The 19,681-nt window shown below is 74.4% G+C and carries 19 protein-coding genes and 1 riboswitch; of the genes, 7 read left to right on the top strand and 12 right to left on the bottom strand.

Annotated elements, in window-relative coordinates:
- Positions 1 to 46: 46 nt before the first annotated feature.
- The 4 genes from A949_RS0129325 to A949_RS0129310 all read left to right on the top strand — a co-directional run bounded on the left by A949_RS0129325 (position 47) and on the right by A949_RS0129310 (position 3,468).
- A complete protein-coding gene (locus tag A949_RS0129325) occupies positions 47 to 295 on the top strand; it encodes an acyl carrier protein (protein ID WP_019359624.1) in 249 nt (82 codons plus the stop codon).
- Complete coding sequence (locus tag A949_RS0129320; RefSeq protein ID WP_019359623.1) at positions 292 to 1,464, top strand: beta-ketoacyl-[acyl-carrier-protein] synthase family protein; 1,173 nt, start codon at positions 292 to 294, stop codon at positions 1,462 to 1,464. The genes A949_RS0129325 and A949_RS0129320 overlap by 4 nt, the downstream gene beginning before the upstream one ends.
- Positions 1,461 to 2,264 (top strand): enoyl-ACP reductase FabI, encoded by an 804-nt coding sequence (gene fabI / locus A949_RS0129315; RefSeq protein ID WP_019359622.1) that lies wholly within the window; start codon positions 1,461 to 1,463, stop codon positions 2,262 to 2,264. Before A949_RS0129320 ends, fabI begins: the two co-directional genes overlap by 4 nt.
- A 118-nt stretch (positions 2,265 to 2,382) precedes the next feature.
- Entirely contained in the window at positions 2,383 to 3,468 is a 1,086-nt protein-coding gene (locus A949_RS0129310; RefSeq protein WP_019359621.1) for a branched-chain amino acid aminotransferase, read from the top strand.
- A gap of 82 nt (positions 3,469 to 3,550) precedes the next feature.
- On the opposite strand, the gene A949_RS0129305 is transcribed toward A949_RS0129310, so the two are convergent.
- The 3 genes from A949_RS0129305 to A949_RS0129295 all read right to left on the bottom strand — a co-directional run bounded on the left by A949_RS0129305 (position 3,551) and on the right by A949_RS0129295 (position 5,081).
- Positions 3,551 to 4,012: a VanZ family protein gene (locus A949_RS0129305; RefSeq protein ID WP_019359620.1), complete on the bottom strand. Its 462-nt coding sequence runs from the start codon at positions 4,010 to 4,012 to the stop codon at positions 3,551 to 3,553.
- A 263-nt stretch (positions 4,013 to 4,275) separates the two neighbouring features.
- Entirely contained in the window at positions 4,276 to 4,728 is a 453-nt protein-coding gene (locus tag A949_RS0129300; RefSeq protein ID WP_019359619.1) for a pyridoxamine 5'-phosphate oxidase family protein, read from the bottom strand.
- Entirely contained in the window at positions 4,725 to 5,081 is a 357-nt protein-coding gene (locus tag A949_RS0129295) for a VOC family protein (protein ID WP_019359618.1), read from the bottom strand. The genes A949_RS0129300 and A949_RS0129295 overlap by 4 nt, the downstream gene beginning before the upstream one ends.
- A gap of 129 nt (positions 5,082 to 5,210) precedes the next feature.
- Between A949_RS0129295 and A949_RS39560 the strand changes: the two genes are divergently transcribed.
- Positions 5,211 to 8,009, top strand: coding sequence for an ATP-binding protein (locus A949_RS39560; protein ID WP_037708121.1), 2,799 nt, complete (start codon positions 5,211 to 5,213; stop codon positions 8,007 to 8,009).
- Between the two features lie 108 nt (positions 8,010 to 8,117).
- On the opposite strand, the gene A949_RS0129285 is transcribed toward A949_RS39560, so the two are convergent.
- From A949_RS0129285 to A949_RS0129260, 6 genes are all read right to left on the bottom strand, one after another.
- A complete protein-coding gene (locus tag A949_RS0129285; protein WP_019359616.1) occupies positions 8,118 to 8,570 on the bottom strand; it encodes an iron chaperone in 453 nt (150 codons plus the stop codon).
- Between the two features lie 219 nt (positions 8,571 to 8,789).
- Positions 8,790 to 10,046, bottom strand: coding sequence for a hypothetical protein (locus tag A949_RS0129280; protein ID WP_019359615.1), 1,257 nt, complete (start codon positions 10,044 to 10,046; stop codon positions 8,790 to 8,792).
- Between the two features lie 655 nt (positions 10,047 to 10,701).
- Positions 10,702 to 11,565, bottom strand: a complete 864-nt coding sequence (locus tag A949_RS0129275; RefSeq protein WP_019359614.1) for an energy-coupling factor ABC transporter ATP-binding protein — start codon at positions 11,563 to 11,565, stop codon at positions 10,702 to 10,704.
- Positions 11,562 to 12,311 carry a cobalt ECF transporter T component CbiQ gene (gene cbiQ / locus A949_RS0129270; RefSeq protein ID WP_019359613.1) on the bottom strand — a complete coding sequence of 250 codons (750 nt, stop codon included), beginning with the start codon at positions 12,309 to 12,311 and terminating at the stop codon, positions 11,562 to 11,564. The genes A949_RS0129275 and cbiQ overlap by 4 nt, the downstream gene beginning before the upstream one ends.
- Positions 12,312 to 12,317: 6 nt before the next feature.
- Complete coding sequence (locus tag A949_RS0129265) at positions 12,318 to 12,689, bottom strand: energy-coupling factor ABC transporter substrate-binding protein (RefSeq protein WP_019359612.1); 372 nt, start codon at positions 12,687 to 12,689, stop codon at positions 12,318 to 12,320.
- On the bottom strand, positions 12,686 to 13,387 hold the full coding sequence (locus tag A949_RS0129260) for an energy-coupling factor ABC transporter permease (RefSeq protein WP_019359611.1): 702 nt from the start codon (positions 13,385 to 13,387) through the stop codon (positions 12,686 to 12,688). The genes A949_RS0129265 and A949_RS0129260 overlap by 4 nt, the downstream gene beginning before the upstream one ends.
- A 30-nt stretch (positions 13,388 to 13,417) precedes the next feature.
- Positions 13,418 to 13,599, bottom strand: a riboswitch (cobalamin riboswitch).
- A gap of 514 nt (positions 13,600 to 14,113) precedes the next feature.
- Between A949_RS0129260 and A949_RS0129255 the strand changes: the two genes are divergently transcribed.
- Together A949_RS0129255 and A949_RS0129250 are read left to right on the top strand one after the other, a co-directional pair.
- Positions 14,114 to 14,872: a GNAT family N-acetyltransferase gene (locus A949_RS0129255; RefSeq protein WP_019359610.1), complete on the top strand. Its 759-nt coding sequence runs from the start codon at positions 14,114 to 14,116 to the stop codon at positions 14,870 to 14,872.
- A complete protein-coding gene (locus A949_RS0129250) occupies positions 14,869 to 15,660 on the top strand; it encodes a lysophospholipid acyltransferase family protein (RefSeq protein ID WP_019359609.1) in 792 nt (263 codons plus the stop codon). Before A949_RS0129255 ends, A949_RS0129250 begins: the two co-directional genes overlap by 4 nt.
- Positions 15,661 to 15,774: 114 nt before the next feature.
- Here the strand turns inward: A949_RS0129250 and A949_RS35030 are convergent, their stop codons facing one another.
- From A949_RS35030 to A949_RS0129235, 3 genes are all read right to left on the bottom strand, one after another.
- Positions 15,775 to 17,106 (bottom strand): NAD(P)/FAD-dependent oxidoreductase, encoded by a 1,332-nt coding sequence (locus A949_RS35030; RefSeq protein ID WP_019359608.1) that lies wholly within the window; start codon positions 17,104 to 17,106, stop codon positions 15,775 to 15,777.
- Between the two features lie 137 nt (positions 17,107 to 17,243).
- Positions 17,244 to 18,983 (bottom strand): MFS transporter, encoded by a 1,740-nt coding sequence (locus A949_RS0129240; RefSeq protein WP_019359607.1) that lies wholly within the window; start codon positions 18,981 to 18,983, stop codon positions 17,244 to 17,246.
- 124 nt (positions 18,984 to 19,107) lie between these two features.
- A complete protein-coding gene (locus A949_RS0129235; RefSeq protein WP_051019680.1) occupies positions 19,108 to 19,569 on the bottom strand; it encodes a MarR family winged helix-turn-helix transcriptional regulator in 462 nt (153 codons plus the stop codon).
- Positions 19,570 to 19,681: the final 112 nt, after the last annotated feature.

Genomic DNA, 19,681 nt, shown 5'->3' with positions numbered 1-19,681 from the left:
CCTTCCGCTCGCCCGACACAGCACCGCACCACACCAAGGAGCAGCCATGGCCGAACCCGTCACCGTCGAGACCGTACGGGACCTGATCCGCACGGAGTTGGTCGACTCCGGAGTCGAGGAGGAGACCCTCACGCCCGACGCCAGGTTCGACGATCTCGACATCGACTCGCTCGACGCAGCGGAGCTGATGTCGACCCTCAAGCGGGAGTACGGCGTCACCATCCCGCGGCCCGAACTGGCGGAGGTCACCGTGGACCAGCTCGCCCGGCGGGTCGTGGAAGCGGCCGCGCGTTGACGGTCGCGGTCGCCGTCACCGGCGTCGGTGCGGTCACCCCGCTCGGCGTCGGTGCCGCCCGGCTCGTCTCGCGGCTGGTCGCGGGCGGAACCGGGATCGACGGCGGTGAGGCGCGGTGCACGGATTTCGACGCGCGCGACCACCTGACGGCACGCGACCGCAAGCGGAACGCCCGGTTCGCACAGTTCGCCCTCGTCGCCGCCGACGAGGCGGTGCGGCAGGCGGGCTGGGACGACGGACTCCCCTACCCGGCCGAGGACGTCCGCTGCGTGATCGGCAGCGGCCTGGGCGGTGGCCCCGAGGTCCTGGCGGCGCGGACGGCGAGCCCGCTGACGGTGCCGCTGATGATGCCCAACAGCGCCGCAGCGAGCCTCAGCCGCCGCTACGGCATCCGCGGCGAGTCCACCGCTCCCTCCGGGGCCTGCGCAGCCGGCGCCCAGGCCATCGGTCTCGCCGCCGGGGCGATCCGCCGGGGCGAGGCCCGGGCGGTGCTCGCCGGCGGCGCCGAGGCCGCCTGCGTGCCGCTGGTGCGGGAGTCCTTCGCCCAGGCCGGCGCCCTCTCCCCCACCGGGCGCTGCGCCCCGTTCAGTGCGGACCGGGACGGCTTCGTGATGGGCGAGGGCGCGGGAGTCCTCGTCCTGGAGGACGCGGCCGGGGCCCGTGCCCGGGGCGCCCGCGTCCTGGGCCATGTCCGGGGCTACGGGGCCGGCTCCGACGCCCACCACGTCACGGCCCCGCCACCGGACGGCGCGCCGGCCGCGCACGCCGTCTCGCAGGCGCTGGCCGACGCCGGTGCCGCCCCCGAGGACCTGTGCTACCTCAACGCGCACGGCACCGGCACCCCGCTGAACGACGCGTCCGAGATCCGCTCCCTGGAGCTGGCCCTGGGAGCGGCCCTGCCGTCGGTACCGCTCTCCTCCACCAAGGCCGCGACCGGCCACCTCTTCGGTGCGGGCGGCGCGGTGGAGGCCATCGTCACCCTGGCCGCGCTGCGCGACCGGCTCGCCCCGCCCACTCTCGGCCTGGCCGCGCCCGACCCGGAGCTGGGGCGGCTGTCGCACATCCAGGCCGCCCGCACGCTGAGCGCCGGGCCGCGCGGCCGACTGGGGCTGTCCAACTCGCTGGGCTTCGGCGGCCACAACAGTGTGCTGGTACTGGGGGCGCCGTGAGCACGTACGACCTCACCGGCCGGCGGTATCTGGTGACCGGGGTGACCAACCAGGAGTCCATCGCCTGGCATGTGGCGGCCGCACTGCAGCGCGCCGGTGCCGAGGTGGTGCTCAGCTCCTTCGGCCGCACGGCGCGGATCGCCCGCAAGGCCGCGGCCCGGCTGCCCCGCGAGCCGGACGTGCTGGAGCTCGACGTCACCGACGAGGGGGATTTCGCCCGCCTGGCCGAGGAGCTCCAGGCGCGTTGGGGCGCCCTGGACGGGGTGCTGCACAGCGTGGCGTACGCGCCCGCCGACGCGGTGAGCGGTGCCTTCCTGGAGACCCCGGCGGCCGGCGCGCTGCGGGGCTTCCAGGTCTCGGCCTACTCGCTGCAGCGTCTGGCGGCCGCCCTCGCCCCGCTGCTGACCGCCTCGCAGCACGGGGGCAGCGTCGTGGGGGTGACCGTGGACAGTTCCCGGGCCCTGCCCGGCTACGACTGGATGGGCGTCTTCAAGTCGACCCTGGAGGCGGTGGCCCGCTATCTGGCCGCGCATCTGGGTCCGCGCGGGGTGCGGGTCAACCTCGTGGCCGCGGGGCCGCTGGAGACGCTCTCCGCGCAGGGCATCGGCTCGTTCGAGGCGCTCGCCGAGCACTACGAGCGCTGGGCGCCACTGGGCTGGGACCGCACCGATCCGGGGCAGGTCGTGGGCGCGGTGCTCTTCCTGCTCTCCGACCTCGCCGCACACACCACCGGCCAGATCGTGCACGCCGACGGCGGGCTGCACGCCGTCGCGGGCGGAATCGGCGAACCCCCTCGGTGACGTACCGCTTAACGGTCATTAACATCGACCGGGTGACGTCGGTGTGCGGCGTCGGCAGACACGAACATCGGCGGCGGTGCCCGCACCGCGACAGCCGCATCGGCGTAAGGAGTTGGCCGTGGCCTCTGACTTCCCCCTCACCAGGACGACGAGTCCCGTTTCCCCGGCGGAGCGGCAGGAGATCCTCGCGGCGCCGGGCTTCGGCCGGTTCTTCACCGACCACATGTCCACGGCCACCTGGTCGGCCGGGCGCGGCTGGCACGGCCACCGGGTCGGCCCGCTGGAGCCGTTCTCGCTGCACCCCAGCGCCGCCGTGCTGCACTACGCGCAGGAGATCTTCGAGGGACTCAAGGCCTACCGGCACGCGGACGGCAGCGTGTGGCTCTTCCGCCCCGAGGCCAACGCGCGGCGCTTCGCCCGCTCCGCGCGGCGGATGGCCCTGCCGGAGCTGCCCGAGGAGGACTTCCTGGCGGGGGTGGAGGAGCTGATCCGGGCCGACGAGCCCTGGGTGCCGACGCCGAGCAACGAGGAGAGCCTCTACCTGCGGCCGTTCATGTTCGCCTCCGAGGCGTTCCTGGGGGTGCGGCCCGCCAAGGAGATCGTCTTCTCGGTGATCGCGAGTCCGGCGGGCTCGTACTTCGAAGGCGGCCTCTCCGGGGTGACCCTGTGGGTCAGCGGCACCTACACCCGGGCGGGCAAGGGCGGTACCGGCACCGCCAAGTGCGGCGGCAACTACGCGGGCAGCCTGGCCGCACAGCTGGAGGCCGAGGAGCACGGCTGCGACCAGGTGCTGTATCTGGACAGCGCGGGCGAGGGGTACCTGGAGGAGTCGGGCACGATGAACCTGTGCCTGGTCACCGCGGACGGCAGGCTGATCACCCCGGCGCTGGGCACCATCCTGGAGGGGGTCACCCGGGACACCATCCTCACCCTGGCCGCCGAGTCCGGACTGACCTGCGAGGAGCGCCAGATCACCCTGGATGAGCTGCGGTCCGGAGCCGCCGACGGCACCGTCACGGAGGTGTTCGCGGCGGGGACGGCGGCGGTGGTCACCCCGATCGTCGGCTTCAAGGGCGACGGCTACGCCTTCGCCATCGGCGACGGTGAGCCGGGCAAGCAGACGGCGGCCCTGCGCGCGCGGGTGCTGGACATCCAGTACGGCCGCGCCGAGGACACCCACGGCTGGCTGCGCCGGGTGCTCTGAACCCGGGTCGGGGGCGGGAGGCGGGCAGCCCCGCCTCCCCGCCGCTCCTGTCCCGCCCGGGAGGCGCATGCTCCGCCGGGCTTCACGCCGCAGCGGAGTGCCGCTGCACGTGGACGGCACGGCTGAGGCGGCGGCCCACCAGGAGGTATCCGAGCAGCGCACCGGTCGCGTTGAGGAGCACGTCGTCCACGTCGAACGCCCGGCCGGTCACCCACACCCCCTGCACGGTCTCCACCAGCAGCATCACCACGGCCGTGCAGAGTGTCACCTTCAGGAAGCCGCGCAACTGCGGTGCCATGACCGGCAGCAGGACACCGAAGGGTGCTCCCAGCAGGATGTTCCCGCCCAGCTGCTGGACGACGGCGAAGACCTCCGGCTGCTCCAGGTAGTCGCGGATCGAGGCACCGGGCCGCAGGTTGGTGTGCGTCAGGCTCTCCGCCGCCTGCGAGGGTTGCAGCGTCGCGCGGGAGAGCAGCGCGGCGAACAGCACCATCGCGGCGAAGGCCAGCAGTACGGCAAACGCCCTGCCGAGAGCGCGGAGCATCCCTCCGCGGGGCTTTCCGGACGACACGGAACCCTTGACATGAACGCTTTGAGTCATGCGCCACCACTTACCCCGGGCCGCCGCGCGCACGCTCTCAGCGGCCGCGGCGGCAGGCGGCCCGGTTGCGGCGCACGACATCCGGTCCGGCACGACCGGACGTGCCGCACCCGGCCGGACGTCGGCCGGCGGCGGGAATCGGCGGAGGCCGTGTCCCCGGCGGCCGACCGGAGTCGGCGGCCGGGCCGGCGCACGAGGCCGCTCCGTCACTCCAGCCAGGCGCCGTCGCGCAGCAGCTCACGGCCGCGCAGTTCGTTCGCCTCGCGCCACGCCTGCACCCGGCGGGGGATGATGCGGAACCAGCGGTGGCAGGCGGCCGCGGCGCGCGGGTCGAATCCGGTGCGGGCCGCGAACCGGTCGGCCCGCTCCCGCGGCAGGGCGTCGAGGTCCAGCACCTCCACCACCCCCTCGATCATGGTCACATCGCGGGTGGGGCCCAGACCGAGCCGCGCGGTCCGGGTGGCGGCCAGATTCCGCCCGGTCGGGCTGCCGGCCGGAGTCGACACCAACAGGGCCTCGCCGTCCCAGTCGAAGGACAGCGGTACCAGATACGGGATACCGTCCGGCGAAGCGCTGGCGACCCAGACGTCGACATCGCCGCCCAGCCGGTGCTCGGTGTCCCGGCGGCGCCGGGCGCGGGTACGGGGCGCGGCGCTCATCGGTCCTGCAGCAGGCCGAGGAGGTTGCCGTCCGGGTCGACGAGAGTGGCCACCAGGCGGCCGGCGCCCACATCGTGCACGGGCTCCTTCACCACGGCGCCCGCCGCGGTCACCTCGGCGAGCCCGGCCTCGATGTCGGTCACGTGCCAGTAGGCCAGCGGTGCGGTCAGGCCCTGCGGGCCACCGTCCGGGATCAGGCCGAGGTGCTGGCCCCCGGCATCGAAGCCGACGTAGTGGGGGCTGTCGTTCTGTGGCGGGACACCGAGCAGCGCGGTGTACACGGCCTTGGCCGCCGCCAGGTCGGACACGGGGTGCAGCACGGTCTTGACGCCGAGGGTGGCAGAGCCGCTCATGGTCGCTCCTGTGGTCGCGGGTGGATCGCTCCGGTGGCCCCGGGCCGATCGCCGTGTCGGCAGCCTCTCCCGGAGGTGGTCGCGGCCACCTCCGTGCCGGCCACGGAAGCCGCCACGGATAATGAGTCGGTGTCCACTCCAGTGATCTCGGCCCGCGAGGCCGAAGTACTCGGTCTGCTCGGGCAGCACCTCAGCAACGCGGAGATCGCCGCGCGGCTGTTCATCTCGGTGCGCACGGTGGAATCGCACGTCTCGGCGCTGCTGCGGAAGCTGGAGGCGCCGGACCGGCGTGCCCTGTCCCGGCGGGCGGGCGAGTCGGCGGGTGCCGGGCGGTCCCGCCCGGCACCCGCCCTGCCGGCGCCGCTGACCGCGTTCGTCGGCCGCGCGCGGGAGTGCGCGGAGCTGGCCGGCGCGGTCGAGGCGCATCGGCAGGTGACCGCGGTCGGGCCGGGCGGGGTGGGCAAGACCCGGCTGGCGCTGGCGGTCGCCGCGGAGATCGCAGGCGACTTCGCCGACGGCGTGTGGTTCTGCGACCTGGTACCGGTCACCGACCCGGGCCGGGTGGCCGCGGCGGTCGCCGCGGCCCTGGGGGTGGGAGAGCAGCCCGGCTCCGGCGTCGAGGACACGGTGGTGGCGGCGCTCGCCGACCGGGAGGCGCTGCTGGTGCTGGACAACTGCGAGCAGATCCCGGACGGGGTGGCGCCGTTCGTGGAGCGGCTGCTGGTGGCCTGCCCGCGGGTGCGGGTGCTCGCGACCAGCCGGGCCCGGCTGCTGGTGCCCTTCGAGTGGGTCTTCCCGGTGCCGCCGCTCTCGCGGGTCGGCGGGGGCGATTCGGACGCCGCGGCCCTGTTCGTGGAGCGGGCGGCGGCGGTGGGCCGGGCGTGCGACCCGATGGCCGGCGACCAGGTGGCGGCCCTGTGCGAACGGCTCGACGGTATGGCGCTGGCGATCGAGCTGGCGGCGGCGCGGTGGGCCACGCTGGGGCTGGACGGTCTGACGGCCGGTCTCTCCGACCAGCTGCGCATCCTGTCCGGCGGCCCCCGCGCCGACGGCAGGCACCGGTCGGTGCGGGCCGTGCTGGACTGGAGCCACGAGCTGCTGGAGCCGCAGGACCGGGCGCTGCTGCGGCGGATCTCGGTGTTCGCCGTGCCGTTCACCGCGCAGGCGGCGGCCGAGGTGGCCGGGGCCGCACCGCTGGATGCGGCCGGGGTGGCCGACGGGCTCGGCAGGCTCGCCGAGCAGAGCCTGCTGACCGTGGCGCGGTCCGGGACCGGCACCCGGTACCGTGCCCTGGCGACGATCCGCCAGTACGGGGCGGAACGGCTCGCGGAATCCGGTGAGTCGACCGCGATCCGCTCCCGCCATCTGGACTGGTGCCTGGCCGCGGCGGGCGAACTCGCCCGCTCGGCGGACGAGGGCCGCAGCGCCCGGTTCGACGCCCTGGCCGAGGAGTTGCGGGCGGCCCTGGCCTGGGCGGCGGAGCGGCCGGAGCGGCGCGCCGACGCGCACCGGCTCGCCCTGTACGTGGCCGAGTTGGCCTTCGCCCGCAATCTGCTCGACGAGGCGCAGCAGCGGTTCGAGCAGGCGGCCGGGCTCGCCGGGGACGCTGCCGGGGCCGCGGCGCTGCGGAGCGCGGCCGGGGTGGCCGGCTGCCGCGGAAGCGGGGACCAGATGTTCCGCCTGCACCGGGCAGCCGCGGCGGCCGCCCGCCGGGCCGGGGACGCCGCAGCCGCCGGCCGGGACCTGGCCACCGCGGCCACCGTCGCGTACCGCTTCTCCAGCACGTTCGCGCGTATTCCGGCGGTGAGCGAGACGAAGGCGCTGCTCGCCGAGGCGCGGGAACTGTGCCCCCAGGGCGACCCGGCGAACGATGCGGCACTCGCGCTGGCCGAGACGGCGGTGGTGGTGGACGCGTACGGCGCGGTCCAGGGAGACGCGGACAACCTCGTGCGGAAGACGGCCGCATATGCCGAACGGACGGTCGAGCTGGCCCGGCTGGCGGGTGATCCGGTGGCCGAGTCCGCTGCTCTGGACGCGCTCTCGGGCGCCCGGAGCTGGGCCGGGGACACCTTCGCCACCGCCGCCGCGGTGCGGCGCCGCATCGAGGTGCTGGACCCGCTGCCGCGCACCCCGGCCGCCACGCACGAGTTGGTGGACGCCCTGGCGATGGCCGCGGGTACGGCGCTGGGGGCGGGCGAGCTGCCGGAGGCCCGCCGCCGGGCCGGGCAGCTCGCGGACCAGCCGCTGCTGGCCGAGGTGGGCCATCACGCCACGTCCTGGCTGCTGGTCGCGGACGCGTTCGCGGGCCGCGGCTCCGAAGTGCTCGGCGGCAGCGTCCGGTTCCGCGACGCGTGGGAGCGCAGCGGCCGGCAGCGGTCCTCCTCGCTGGGGCCGGCTGCGGCCTCGGTGGCGATGGTCCACGGACTGCGGGGCGACACGGAGGCCCGGGCGGAGTGGCTCGCCGTCGTCGAGGAGGCCGGCACTCCGCAGGAGTACCGGCGCGGCTACGGCGCGGTCTGCGACGCGGTGGTCCTGCTCCACCAGGGAGCCGCGGAGGCGGCCTGGGAGCGGGTGGCACCGGAGCCGGACCAGGTGTGGAAGTGGGTCTGCTGGATCTGGCTGCACTGGTACGTGGGGCTCCGCACGGAGGCCGCGGTGCTGGCCGGAGATCCGCAGGCCCGCCGGCGGGTCGAGGCCGCCCGGCGCACCGTCGCCGGCAACCCGGTCGCCTCCGCCCAGGTGGACCGGGCCGAGGCGCTGCTGGACGGGGCCCCGGAGCGGCTGCCGGCCATCGCCACGGCGTTCGAGGCGGCGGACTGCCGCTACCAGTCGGCTCGCACACTGCTGCTCGCCGGAGGCGAGCACGCGGCGGCCGGATCGGCCGCGCTCGCCGCCCTCGGCCTCGCGGCACCCGCGGCCTCGCGGTAGCCGCCGGGACACGCGCCCGGGGGGGGCGGGCGGCGCGGACGCGGCGTCGGCGGACCCGCCGTTCGTCCGGCCGCCCGGGTCCGGCCCGGTGTGCGCCGGGCGGGCCTCTCAGCTCACCGCCCGCTCGACGAGAGCGGCGATCCGTGCCTCCACCTCGGGCGTCACCTCCGTCAGCGCGAAACCCGCCGGCCACATCGGCCCGTCGTCCAACCGCGCCTGGTCGCTGAACCCGAGAGTGGCGTACCGCGCCTTGAACTTGGCCGCGCTCTGGAAGAAGCAGACGATCTTTCCGTCCACCGCGTAGGCGGGCATCCCGTACCAGAGCTTCGGTGCGAGGACCGGTGCGGCGGCCGTGACGACGGCGTGGACGCGCTCGGCCATGGCCCGGTCCGAGTCCTGCATCTCGGCGATCTTCACCAGGACGTCCCGTTCGGCCTCCGCGGCCTTCTCGGCCTGCGAGGCGCGGCGCGCCGCCTTCTTCCGCTCCTGCGCGTGCTCCTTCATCGCGGCCCGCTCCTGTGCCGTGAATCCCTCGTAGGCGCTGGTCTTGGTGCTGGTCATGGCCGGCCGTCCTCGTCGTCGTGGGTCCTGTCGGCCGGTGTCACTCCGCGGCCGCGCTGTGGTCACAGCCTCTCCCCGGCAGCACGCGCACGGCATCCGTGCTCAGCACGGAGACCGCCACGCACGGGCGTGCGTCATGGGGCGGGCCTGTTGTGCCCGAACCGAGGTGGTGCAACGAGCCTCGGTGTTTCGTGACGGTAAGGAGCGGCGCGGCCGGGTCTACTTTTCAGTGCGGCTGGACAGGGCCTTGCTGAGGGCGTCGAGGATCGAGGCCTTCGCGGAGGAATCACGGGGAAGGACGAGGCTGAGCACGGCCGTGATGATGAGGGTGACCCGCACCCCGTCCGCCACGTCGGGCGCTTGCGCCACCGCTGGAATCCAGGGCAGCGCGACGGCGGCGGTGAGGAGGACGACCGGGGGCCACACCGCAGCCGCGATCCTGCGCAGCCGGGAGAGGGCGGTCACCGGCGGAGCCGCGGCGGTCAGGGTCTCCCAGTCGTCATCGATCAGCGCGAGCACTCCAGCCCAGAGGGACTCGGTGACGATGTCGAAGGAGGCTGGACCGCCGGCCCGGGCTATGGGCGTCCGGTGCTGCCGGATAACGGCGGCCAGCCGCAACGTGTCGGCCCGGGCTGGCCCGCGCCCGTCTGGGAAGGGGCGCGCGGGCAGTGCGGTCTCCGCCTTGCGGGCCGCCTTCTCCAAGGCACGTTCCACCGCCTTTCGTGAGCCTTCCTGGAACCAGGTGCCGCGGTGGGCGTGCGTGACTTCGCAGACGTCGACCAAGCCGAGGAGCAGCAGGTCATAAGGTCGCAGGACGGGGCGGACGACCCACTTGATCAGGGCGAAGCACATCGACATCCAGCCCGAGACGAGCAGGACGATTGCCAGGGTCAAGAGCACGGCCTGAGCGCCCTTGGCGGCCAAGCGCACCAGGGCATCACGGGCGGTGGGCCAATGTCCGCCGTGGACGTCTCCCGAGTAGGCGAAGAAGAAGAGAGAGACGGAGACGAGGCCGAGGCCGAGGGTTTGGAGTAAGGCCATCCGTCCGCCGTGCAGGCTCCGCCCGCGGGGCGGACGTAGGTACATATGCTGGGTCCGCAGCATCATGACGCCCGCCACGACAAGGAAGCCGAAGCCGAGCCACCGGAACGCGGAGTGGGGCCCGGGGGCGTCATGCGTGTTGATGACATGGTTGAGCCAGGGGAGCCCAAGGGACACCTCGTCGTGCCCGTGGACTGCCACCAGCCGGATGATCCAGGGAAACGCGGCGGCGAGGAGGAGCCCTCCCGGGATGGCAAGCGGCCACCATTCTTTTGTGACCTCCTCATGGATGGCTCGGCGGGCAGCGGCCCTGGCCACCGCCCTACCGACGAGTGCGGTCTCCTCCGCGTTCAGTGCAGCGCCGTAGGAGGCTGTTACTCGGTTGCGGTACCGCGCAGCCTCCGCGCGGACAAGGTCGATGGACGACTGACTCACGGCTGCTCCTCCCAGGGCAGATGAAGCAGGAGAACCCCAGCACTATGCCCGCCTGAGCTTCCAATGACGCACGGTTCGGTACCTCTGACCAGTGGCACACACCATCCGGATGCAGATACCCGGCGCGCCCTCGCCCCGATCACCCCGTACCCCGTACGAGGCCGACGCCATGCACCGCGACAGCGTCGCGACACCAACCTCGTGAAAGCGCGAGACGGGAAGCACTGGAGATCAGCCGGCGAGCACGCAAGGACAGAAGGCTCAGCGCCGACCCAGCCCGACCGCTGAGCGACGACCCGAATTCGTCCTGTCGTTCCATGAGCTGTGTCTGGTGAAGCCGGCCAACGACGAGGGCTGGTACCCAGGAAGTCTGAACAACGATGGACGTGTCGACTGTTGGGGCGTCGACGACAACTTGCACGAGGCGCTTCGCGGTCTGTCGCCCCGTCGGTCTCGCTCCGGGTCAACGAAGCGAGGACCGTCTCAGATTCCGTCTCGCCCAGCCCCGTTCACGGCCGTTCAGGCGAGGCCCGGAGTCGCCACCGTACCGCGGCGAACCGCCGATGGACCCAGGTGAACGCCCCCGGACGACGTTCCCCGCCCCACCACCACAGTTACGGGGCGGCACCGACGGCACCCGTCGAGGGAGCCGGGCTCACCCCTCGGCCGCGGTCCGGGGGACGGCTCGCAGGGCGGCCAGAGCGGCCAGTTCGGCCGGGGTGCGCGGGGCGGACGCGGCGTCCTCCAGCATCTCGTACGCCAGCAGCAGCTCCCGCGCGGCGATGCCCCAGGGCAGTCCCAGACCGGCCTCGCGCAGCAGTTCCGGGCGTGCGAGGACGGCGTCCACCGGGCCGGAGCGCACCCCGCCCGGGGTGAGCAGCGCGGCGTCGTCGGCCCAGCGCAGCGCGAGATCGACGTCGTGCGTGGCCATCACCACCGTGGTGCCGCCGTCCCGGAGCTCGCCGAGGGTCGCCAGCAGCCGCTCCTGGCCGTCGGGGTCGAGCCCCGCCGTCGGCTCGTCCAGGATCAGCACCCGCGGCCGCATCGCGACCGCGCCCGCGATCGCGGCCCGTTTGCGCTGGCCGTAGGAGAGCAGATGGGTGGGCCGGTCGGCGAGTGCCGCGATGTCCAGCGCGGTGAGCGCCTCCTGGACGCGCTCGTGCACCTGCGCGGCGGGCAGCCCGAGGTTGAGCGGCCCGAAGGAGACGTCCTGGGCGACGGACGCGGCGAACAGCTGGTCGTCGGGGTCCTGCACGACGAGCTGCACGGCCGTGCGGAGCCGGGTGAGGCCCTTGCGGTCGTGCCGGACCGGGTCGCCCGCCACCGCCAGTTGCCCGCTCCGAGGCCGCAACCCGCCGCTGAGCAGCCGCATCAGGGTGGTCTTGCCGCTGCCGTTGCGGCCCAGGAGGGCGAGGGCGCGGCCCTCGTGCACCTCGAAGTCGAGGGCGCCGAGCACGACCGGGCCGTCCTCGTACGCGAAGGACACGCCCCGCAGGGCGACCAGCGCCGACTCGTTCATGACAGCGGGCTCTCCAATCCGAGGGTGGCTGCGGTGACGGCGGCGAGCAGCAGCAGGCTCGCGGCGGTGAAGCGGGGGGAGATGCGCGCTTCGGGCACCAGGACGTGCAGGGTGCCCTCGTAGCCCCGTCCGGCGAGGCCGGCCTGGAGCCGGGCCGCCCGGTCGAAGGCGCGTACGAAAGCGATCGCGCCGAGCCCGGCCGCAGAGCGCCACTGCGCGGACCGGGTGGTGTGTCCGAGCCGGGCGGCCTGCGCCTCCCGCACGCGGCGCACGGAGTCGAGGAGCAGGAAGCCGGTGCGGTACGTCATCAGCGCGACGTCCACCACGGGCGCGGGCACCCCGGCCCGGACCAGACGCGGCAGCAGGTCGGACATCGGTGTGGTGAAGGCGAACAGGAGCACGCCGAGCGAGGCCGCGGAGGTGCGCAGCAGCAGCCCGCCCGCGCGGGCGGGGCCGCCGTCGGCAAGCGAGACGAACGCGTCCGGCCCGCCGACCTGGAACAGCAGAGTGACCGCTCCGGTCACGCAGAAGCCCAGCGGCACCCGGTAGGCCCGCCAGAGCCTGCGCGCCGGCACCCCGGCCGGGCCCAGCAGCACGGCGAGCGCCGTCCCGAGCACGAGTGCGGCGCCGGGCCAGGGCGGCAGCGAGATGGCCAGGACGGTCAGCCCCAGCCCGAGCACGGCTTTGTCCACGGGGTGGCGGCGGCGCCAGCGGCTGCTGTGCGCCGCCGCGTCGATGGGCAGCACAGCGGATCAGACCCGCCCGGTGGCGGACTCGTCGGCGCCGCTGTCGCTGCGCTCGCCGGCCTGCCGCGCCCGGGCGGCCCGCTGCTCCCCCTGGCGGCGGCCCCGGCGCAGTCCGAAGTAGTAGGCCAGGACGCCCGCGCCGAGGGCGGCCTGCAGCGCGAAGAGCGCCGACTCGATCTCGCCGGAGGGTGGTTCGTACAGCGGCGAGAACCACGGCTCGTAGTCCGGCTCCAGCTCGGTGATGGCCGTCTCGGCCTGCGCGTCGGATCCGGTGAACGGCTCTTCCTTGTCGTCGCCGAGCCCCAGGGCGAGCGGCAGGACGGCGAGTGCCGCCACGAGGACGAGCAGCAGCGCGTTGATCCTGGTGTTGCGCTTCATCGTGCCGTCGCCTCCGTCTCGGTCCGCTTCCGCCCGCCCGACAGGAGCACGCCCAGCCGGGTCAGTTCGCCCTTGCTGGACTGCACCAGCAGCCGCATGACGAGCACCGTGAGAAGTCCCTCGCTGATCGCGAGCGGGACCTGGGTGACCGCGAAGATGGAACCGAACTTGCCCAGTGCGCCGAGGAAGCCGCTGCTCGGGTCGGGGAAGGCGAGCGCGAGCTGCACGCTGGTGACGCAGTAGGTGGACAGGTCGGCGACGAAAGCGCCCGCGAACACTCCGACCATCAGCGGCGCGCCGAAGCGCCGCAGCAGCCGGTAGGCCGCGTAGCCGGCCCACGGCCCGACGATCGCCATCGAGAAGACGTTGGCGCCGAGCGTGGTCAGTCCGCCGTGCGCGAGCAGCAGCGCCTGGAACAGCAGCACGATGGTGCCCAGCACGGCCATGATCGGCGGCCGGAACAGGATGGCGCCCAGACCGGTACCGGTGGGGTGGGAACAACTGCCGGTGACCGATGGCAGCTTCAGTGCCGACAGGACGAACGTGAAGGCGCCCGCGGCTCCCAGCAGCAGCGTGCTCTCGGGATGCTCCCTGACCTCACGGGTCAGGGACCGGGCTCCGTGGACGACGAACGGCGCCGCCGCGACGCCCCAGGCGACCGCGTGCGCCGGAGGCAGAAAACCCTCGGCTATGTGCATGGCTCAGCAGACCCTCTCCAGCACCTCGTGGATGGACGACGTGCCTTGGCCGGTCTCCTGGCTCACGGGTACACCGCCCGCACTCCGCCTTCCCGGGTCCGAGGACCCAGTGGCTGCCCGCAAGGGCCGGAGCCGGCATTCCCGATCACAGTGGCGAGGGCCGCACCGGTATCGCACCGGATTTCCCGTTCACCAAGGCGTGGCGACACTAGTCGCACACACGCCAGGTGACAAGCCGGGGGCAGGGAGTGCGAAAGCGGAGGTCACCTCGGCGTCCCGGGTCGCGCACCCCGGCGGCCGGGCACCGGCGCGCAACGGCACGGGCGTTCACGCGCGTGCCGAGTGGGCGCGCGGCGCCGGCCGCGCACGTGCGCGGCGCACCGGATCGGGGGCGGCGGGCGGCAGCGTCCGGGAAGCCGGGAGGCGCGCGAAACGCGGCGGTTCGCCCGGAGAGGTCCGGCTGCGCGGCTCGTCCCCGCGCGGCACCCGCCGAGCCGGAACCCCCGGTTCAGGCGGCTGACGCCTGCGGGCCATCGGCCGGCCCGCCCGCGGCGCTACTCATGACCCGGCGGGACGTGCTCCCGAAGGACGCCGGGCGAGCCCCACCGCCCGGGAACCGGGGTCCCGTGCCGCTGCGAGAAGGCCGGGCCCGCACGGATCCGGCCCCGCCCACCGCACGGCCCGGTCCGTCGGGCCGGGCACGAGCCCGCTGAGGAGACACCACCGATGACGACCTCATCCACGGCAAGGGGAAGCGCCGCCTACACCGCGGCCGTCGCCGATTCCGCGGCCGAGGTGCGAGCCGCGCAGCGGCTCCGCCACCAGGTGTTCGGCGAGGAGATGGGGGCCGCCGCCGGGTCCTGCCCGTCCGGCCTCGACATGGACGCCTTCGACTCCGCCGCTGACCATCTGATCGTCACGGACACCGCCACGGGCGATGTCGTCGGCACCTACCGCCTCCTGCCCCCGGGAAGGGTCCGGCACTCCTACGCGGACGGCGAGTTCGACCTGGCGGCACTGGCGGGGATCCGCACGTCGATGATCGAGGCCGGGCGGTCGTGCGTGCATCCGGACCACCGCTCCGGAGCGGTGATCAACCTGATGTGGTCGGCGCTGGCCCGCTACGTGCTTGCGTCCGGACACCGCTACCTGGCGGGCTGCGCCTCGGTACCGCTGGCGGACGGCGGACGGAGCGCGGCGCACACGTGGGCGCTGTGCGCCGCACGCCATGCGCCGCCCTCCGGCATGGAGGTCTTCCCGCACCGACCGTGGCGGCCGTCGGGGCCGGTGCGGACGGCGGAACCGCCCGGGCCCGGCTCCGCGCCGCTCCCGCCGCTGCTGCGCGGATATCTGCGGCTGGGCGCGTGGGTGTGCGGAGCGCCCGCCCACGACCCGGAGTTCGGCGTCGCGGACTTCTTCGTGGTGCTCGACATGGAGCAGTTGAACGAACGCTACCAGCGCTACTTCCTCGGGGAGCCGGGATGAACTGCTGGACGGTGACCTCCCCCTGCACCGTGCGGTGCACGGCGCACCGGGTGCCGCCGGTGGCCGCCCCCGTGCGGGCGAGCCGGTACACGGCACTGGCCGGGGCGCTGCTTTGGGGACTGGCCAGCGGTCCGCGCCTCGCCCGCGGGGAGGTGCTGCGCACCCGGGCCCGGGGGGTGATCCGGGCGCTCGGTACCACGCTGGAGGCCCCGGCACCCTTCTCCGGACCGCGCCCGGGCGAGACGGGTTCGCTGATCGTCTCCGACCACATCTCCTGGCTGGACGCGCTCGCGCTGCTGGCGGTCGAACCGGCGACCGCGCTCGCCAAACGGGAGGTGGCGCAGTGGCCGTTGCTCGGTCCCCTGGCGGAACGCGCGGGAGTGCAGTTCATCGACCGGGACCGGATCCGCACGCTGCCCGGCACGGTGGCGCAGGTGACGGCCGTGCTGCGCGGGGGCCGTTCGGTCCTGGTGTTTCCGCAGGGCACCACGTGGTGCACCGAGTCGGGCAGCGGATTCCGCCGCGCTCTGTTCCAGGCCGCCGTCGACGCCGGAGCACCGGTGCGGCCGGTGACGGTCAGCTACCGGCAGTGCGGCGAGCCCAGCACGGTGGCGGCCTTCCTCGGCGACGACACGTTCGCCGCTTCGCTGCACCGGGTGATCAGCGCCCGGGACCTGGCCGTACGCGTCACGCCGCATCCCGCGCTGCACCCGGCGCGGGACCGCCGTGCCCTGGCGGCGGCCGCGTACGCGGCGATCCGCGGCACCTGCGTGCCCGCCCATCCGTGAACCGTGCGGCTGCGCGGGACCGGTTCGGCTCCGCGGAGCGGCCGTGCGGCTCCGCGGGGTCGGGCGACGGACCGCGGCAGGCGGCGCCCGCGCGGCGGGACCGGCGCGCCCGGCTCAGCCGTCCGCGGGTGCCGCGGGGGCGGTCCGCCGCGGGGCGCCCAGTCGGGCGCGGACCGCGGCCGCGGCGCGGCGCGCCGACTCCAGGGCGCCCTGGATCGAACTGGTGGCGCGGTGGTCCCCGCACACGAAGACACCGGCGACCTCGACCGGCCGCCGGAAGGGATGCGGCGCGGACATGGAGGGCAGTGCGCGGGGCACCTCGTAGGTGGCCAGCGGCTCCAACTCGCCGAAGCCGGTGCCGTACAGCCGCGCGAGGCGCTCCCGTACGCGGCGTTCCTCGTCCCGGCCGCCCTCGCCGGGCACGACCGTGGTCGCCACGAGTGTCTGGTCCGGCGGCGCGTAGGTGGGGGCGGCCTCGCTGATCGGCACGGTGTTGGTCACCGGGGACGGCTCGGCGTCCACGACGAACGTCGCGTCGGCGTCCAGCGGGCCCCGCACGCGGTGGTAGTAGGTGGTCAGCCCGCGCCACCGCACCGGGGCGAGGTCCGGGAGGAGTGCGTGCGCCGCGTCCGCGTCGGTGGCGAGGACGACGGCGCGCGCGGTGAGAGTTCCGTGCTCGGTCACGACCCGGTCGGCGTGTACCTCGCGGACCGGGGTGTGCAGGTGCAGCGCACCGTCGTCGAGCCCGTCGGCGAGCTGCCGGGGCAGTGCCTGCATTCCGGCGCGGGGCACGGCGGCCCGGCCCCGTACGAACATGCGCAGCATCAGATCGGTGAAGCGACTGGAGGTCTCCTGCTCGGGGTCGCAGGTCACGCCCTCGAAGAAGGGGCCCAGCACCCGCTCGGTCGCCGCTCCGCCCAGTCCGCGGCGCTGCCAGGCAGCGGCCGACGGCAGGTCCGCGCGGCGCAGGAGTACGCGCGCGGGCAGGTAGGCGGCCGCGGCGGCGTGGGCGGCCAGCGCGGCTTTCGCGGAGAACGGGCCGATCGGCGCACGCAGCAGTCCGGGGACCGCGCTCATCCGCCGGCGCGGATCGCTCAGCCTCGCCCAGTGCCCACCGGTACGGATCCGGAGCGCCCGGGGCAGGGCGTGCAGCCGCAGCCGTTCGAGGTCGACAAGGTCGACCTGCCGGGCGAGCTGCGGATACCCGGTGTTGAGCAGTTGGAAGCCCCGGTCCAGCAGGAAGCCGTCCACCGCGTCGGTGCGGATGCGCCCGCCCACTCCGTCGGCCGCCTCCAGGACGACGGCCTCCACTCCGGCCTCCCGCAGCCGGCGCGCCGCCGCCAGCCCCGCGAGGCCGGCGCCTACCACGACGACGTCGCAGTGCCGGGGCAGTGGTCCGCCGGGCTGTCCGCTCGACGAGCCCGGTCGGCTGCGGGGTCGGGTCATCGTGCGGGCTCCTTCGGGCGGCGGCGCGGTGGCCCAGGACCGGTTCCCGCCCGCCGGGCGCCCGAAACCGCCGGGTCTCCCCCGCGGCCCCGGGCCGTACCGGGCCTCGCACCGCCCGGGTCGCGGGACGTCCCGTCTCAGGCGCCGCCGCTGCGCAGTTCCGCCAGCGCACTCGCGGTCAGGGGCCGGTGCGTGCTGTCGGGGTCGATGAGTACCACGGTGCTCGTGGCCGCGCGGGTGAGGGCCGTGGTGAGGCTGCCCTCGCCGAACTGGGTGCCGGCGCCCAGCGGGGAGCGTCCCACGGCGACGGTGGGGGCGCCCGCGTCGGCGGCGTGCCGTGCGAGGGCGCGTCCGGCGGCGGCGCGGTCGCCGACGCTGGTGAGGATCTGGCCGGTGGCGGCGACTCCCTGCGCGGCGAGCCGGTCGAGGTGTGCCGTGACGGCGGCGCGGGCCTGGTCGTGGGTCTCGGTCTCGACTGCCTGCTCCTCGACGACGGCGGTCTGCTGCACATGGACGATCTGCAGCGGACTGCCGGAGTCCCGGGCGAGCCGCGCCGCGGCCTCGACGACGGCCGCAGCGTGGTCGTGGGCCCCGACGGCGACGATGACCGGGGCTTCGGCGCCCGCGGTCTGCGGGCCGACGGGGGTGAGCGCGGGTTCGACGGACTCGCCCTCACCGGTGCGCTGTTCGGCCTGCCGGACCAGCCGGTGGCCGCTGGCCAGCACCGGGATGGCGAGCAGGAAGGCGGCCGCGCCGACGTAGAAGGGCACACCGAGGTCGGTGGCCTCGGCGATCTTTCCCGCCGCGTAGGGTGCCAGGCCGCCGCCGATGAAGCGCAGGAAGCCGTACGCGGAGGAGGCCACCGACCGCTCGACGGGCGAGACGAGCATCACCGCCTGGGTGGTGAGGGTGTTGTTGATGCCGATGAAGGCGCCGCTGGCGATGACGGCCACCACGACCACGGTGGGGGTCTCGACGCCGGCGGCGATCAGCGCCATCACGATGCCGAGGCCCAGCAGATTGGCGTAGAGGACGGGAGCGGTGCCGAACCGGGCCTGCAGCCGGGGCGCCACCAGCACGCTGAAGAGGGCGACCAGCAGTCCCCAGCCGGTGAAGACCAGTCCGAGTCGGTGGGCGTTCAGCTCCATCGGGTAGGGCGCGTAGCCGAGCATGGTGAAGAAGCCCCAGTTGTAGAGCAGGGCCATGATGCCCATCGTCAGCAGCCCGCGGTGCCGCAGTGCCTTGAGCGGCGCTGCGGGCGAGGTGGGGCGCCGGGGCCTTGGCGGGTCGGAGACGAACGCCAGGGTCGCGACCAGCGCCACGGCCATGAGCGCGGAGACGCCGAAGAAGGGGCCGCGCCAGCTGATGGCGCCCAACTCGCCGCCCAGCAGCGGGCCCACGGCGATGCCGAGGCCGAGCGCGGTCTCGTAGAGGATGATGGCGCCGCCGAACCCGCCGCTGGCCGAGGCGACGATCACCGCGAGGGAGGTGGCGATGAACAGCGCGTTGCCCAGGCCCCAGCCCGCTCGGAAGCCGACGATCCCGTTGATGGAGTCGGTGGCCCCGGCCAGTGCCGAGAAGGTGACGATGACGGCCAGCCCGATCACCAGGGTGCGCTTGGCGCCGACCCGGCTGGAGACCGCGCCGACGACGAGCATGGCCACGGCGGTGACGATGAGGTAGCTGCTGAACAGCAGGGAGACCTGGCTGGGCGAGGCGTTCAGGTTCTCGGCCAGGGCGGGCAGGATCGGGTCCACCAGGCCGATCCCCATGAAGGAGATGACGCAGGCGAAGGCGACGGCCCAGACGGCTTTCGGCTGCCGGAACGGGCTCGCGGCCGTTCCGGGTTTCACGGGATCGTCGTGCGAGGCACTCATGTCCGTTTCTCTTCCGCGCAGTCGGGGGCAGGGATCGCACAGGGGTCAGGGGCCGGTGGTGTCCGGAGCGGCCCGGGCCGGAGCCGGCCGGGTTCGGGACCCGTGGGGTCGGCACCGGCGGGGGTCAGGTCCGCGACCAGTGGTCCTGGATCGCGCGTGCCAGGGCCGGAAGTGCGATGTCCACCGCCTGCTGCTCCGGCTCCGCCAGCTCGTCGATCAGCTCGGTCAGGGCGCGGGTGCGCTCGGCCCGCCGCCGGCGGAAGACCTCCAGGCCGGTGTCGGTGACCGCCACCAGGACGCCTCTCCCGTCGCTCCGGTCGGCGGTGCGCCGCACCAGGCCCGCCCGCTCCATGCGGGTGACGAGCTGCGTCATGTTCGGCTGCGAGACGCCCTCGGACCGGGCCAGTTCGGAGAGGCGCTGCGCACCCTCGCGGCCCAGCCGGCCCAGCGCCGAGGAGGCCGCGGTGCTCAGTCCGCCCGCGGTCGCACTGTGCCGCACGTGGCGCACGATCTGCTCCACGGCGATCATCAGATCCTCCGGCGACACGTTCCGAGCAGCACCGGCACCCATAACCCGCTTATGCATAACCCTATTATGCATTTAGATGTAGACGGAATCAATCCCTCGGCCTGCTGGCACGCTCTCGTCGCCGTCCTCGCGAGGAGCAAGCCCGCCGGCGCGAGCCGTCCGCCCCGAC

Origin of the sequence: Streptomyces sp. AA1529 (assembly GCF_000280905.1) — a bacterium.
Taxonomy (GTDB): domain Bacteria; phylum Actinomycetota; class Actinomycetes; order Streptomycetales; family Streptomycetaceae; genus Streptomyces.
Note: the sequence above shows the minus strand (reverse complement) of the source record. Positions and strands in the feature narration are given on the sequence as shown.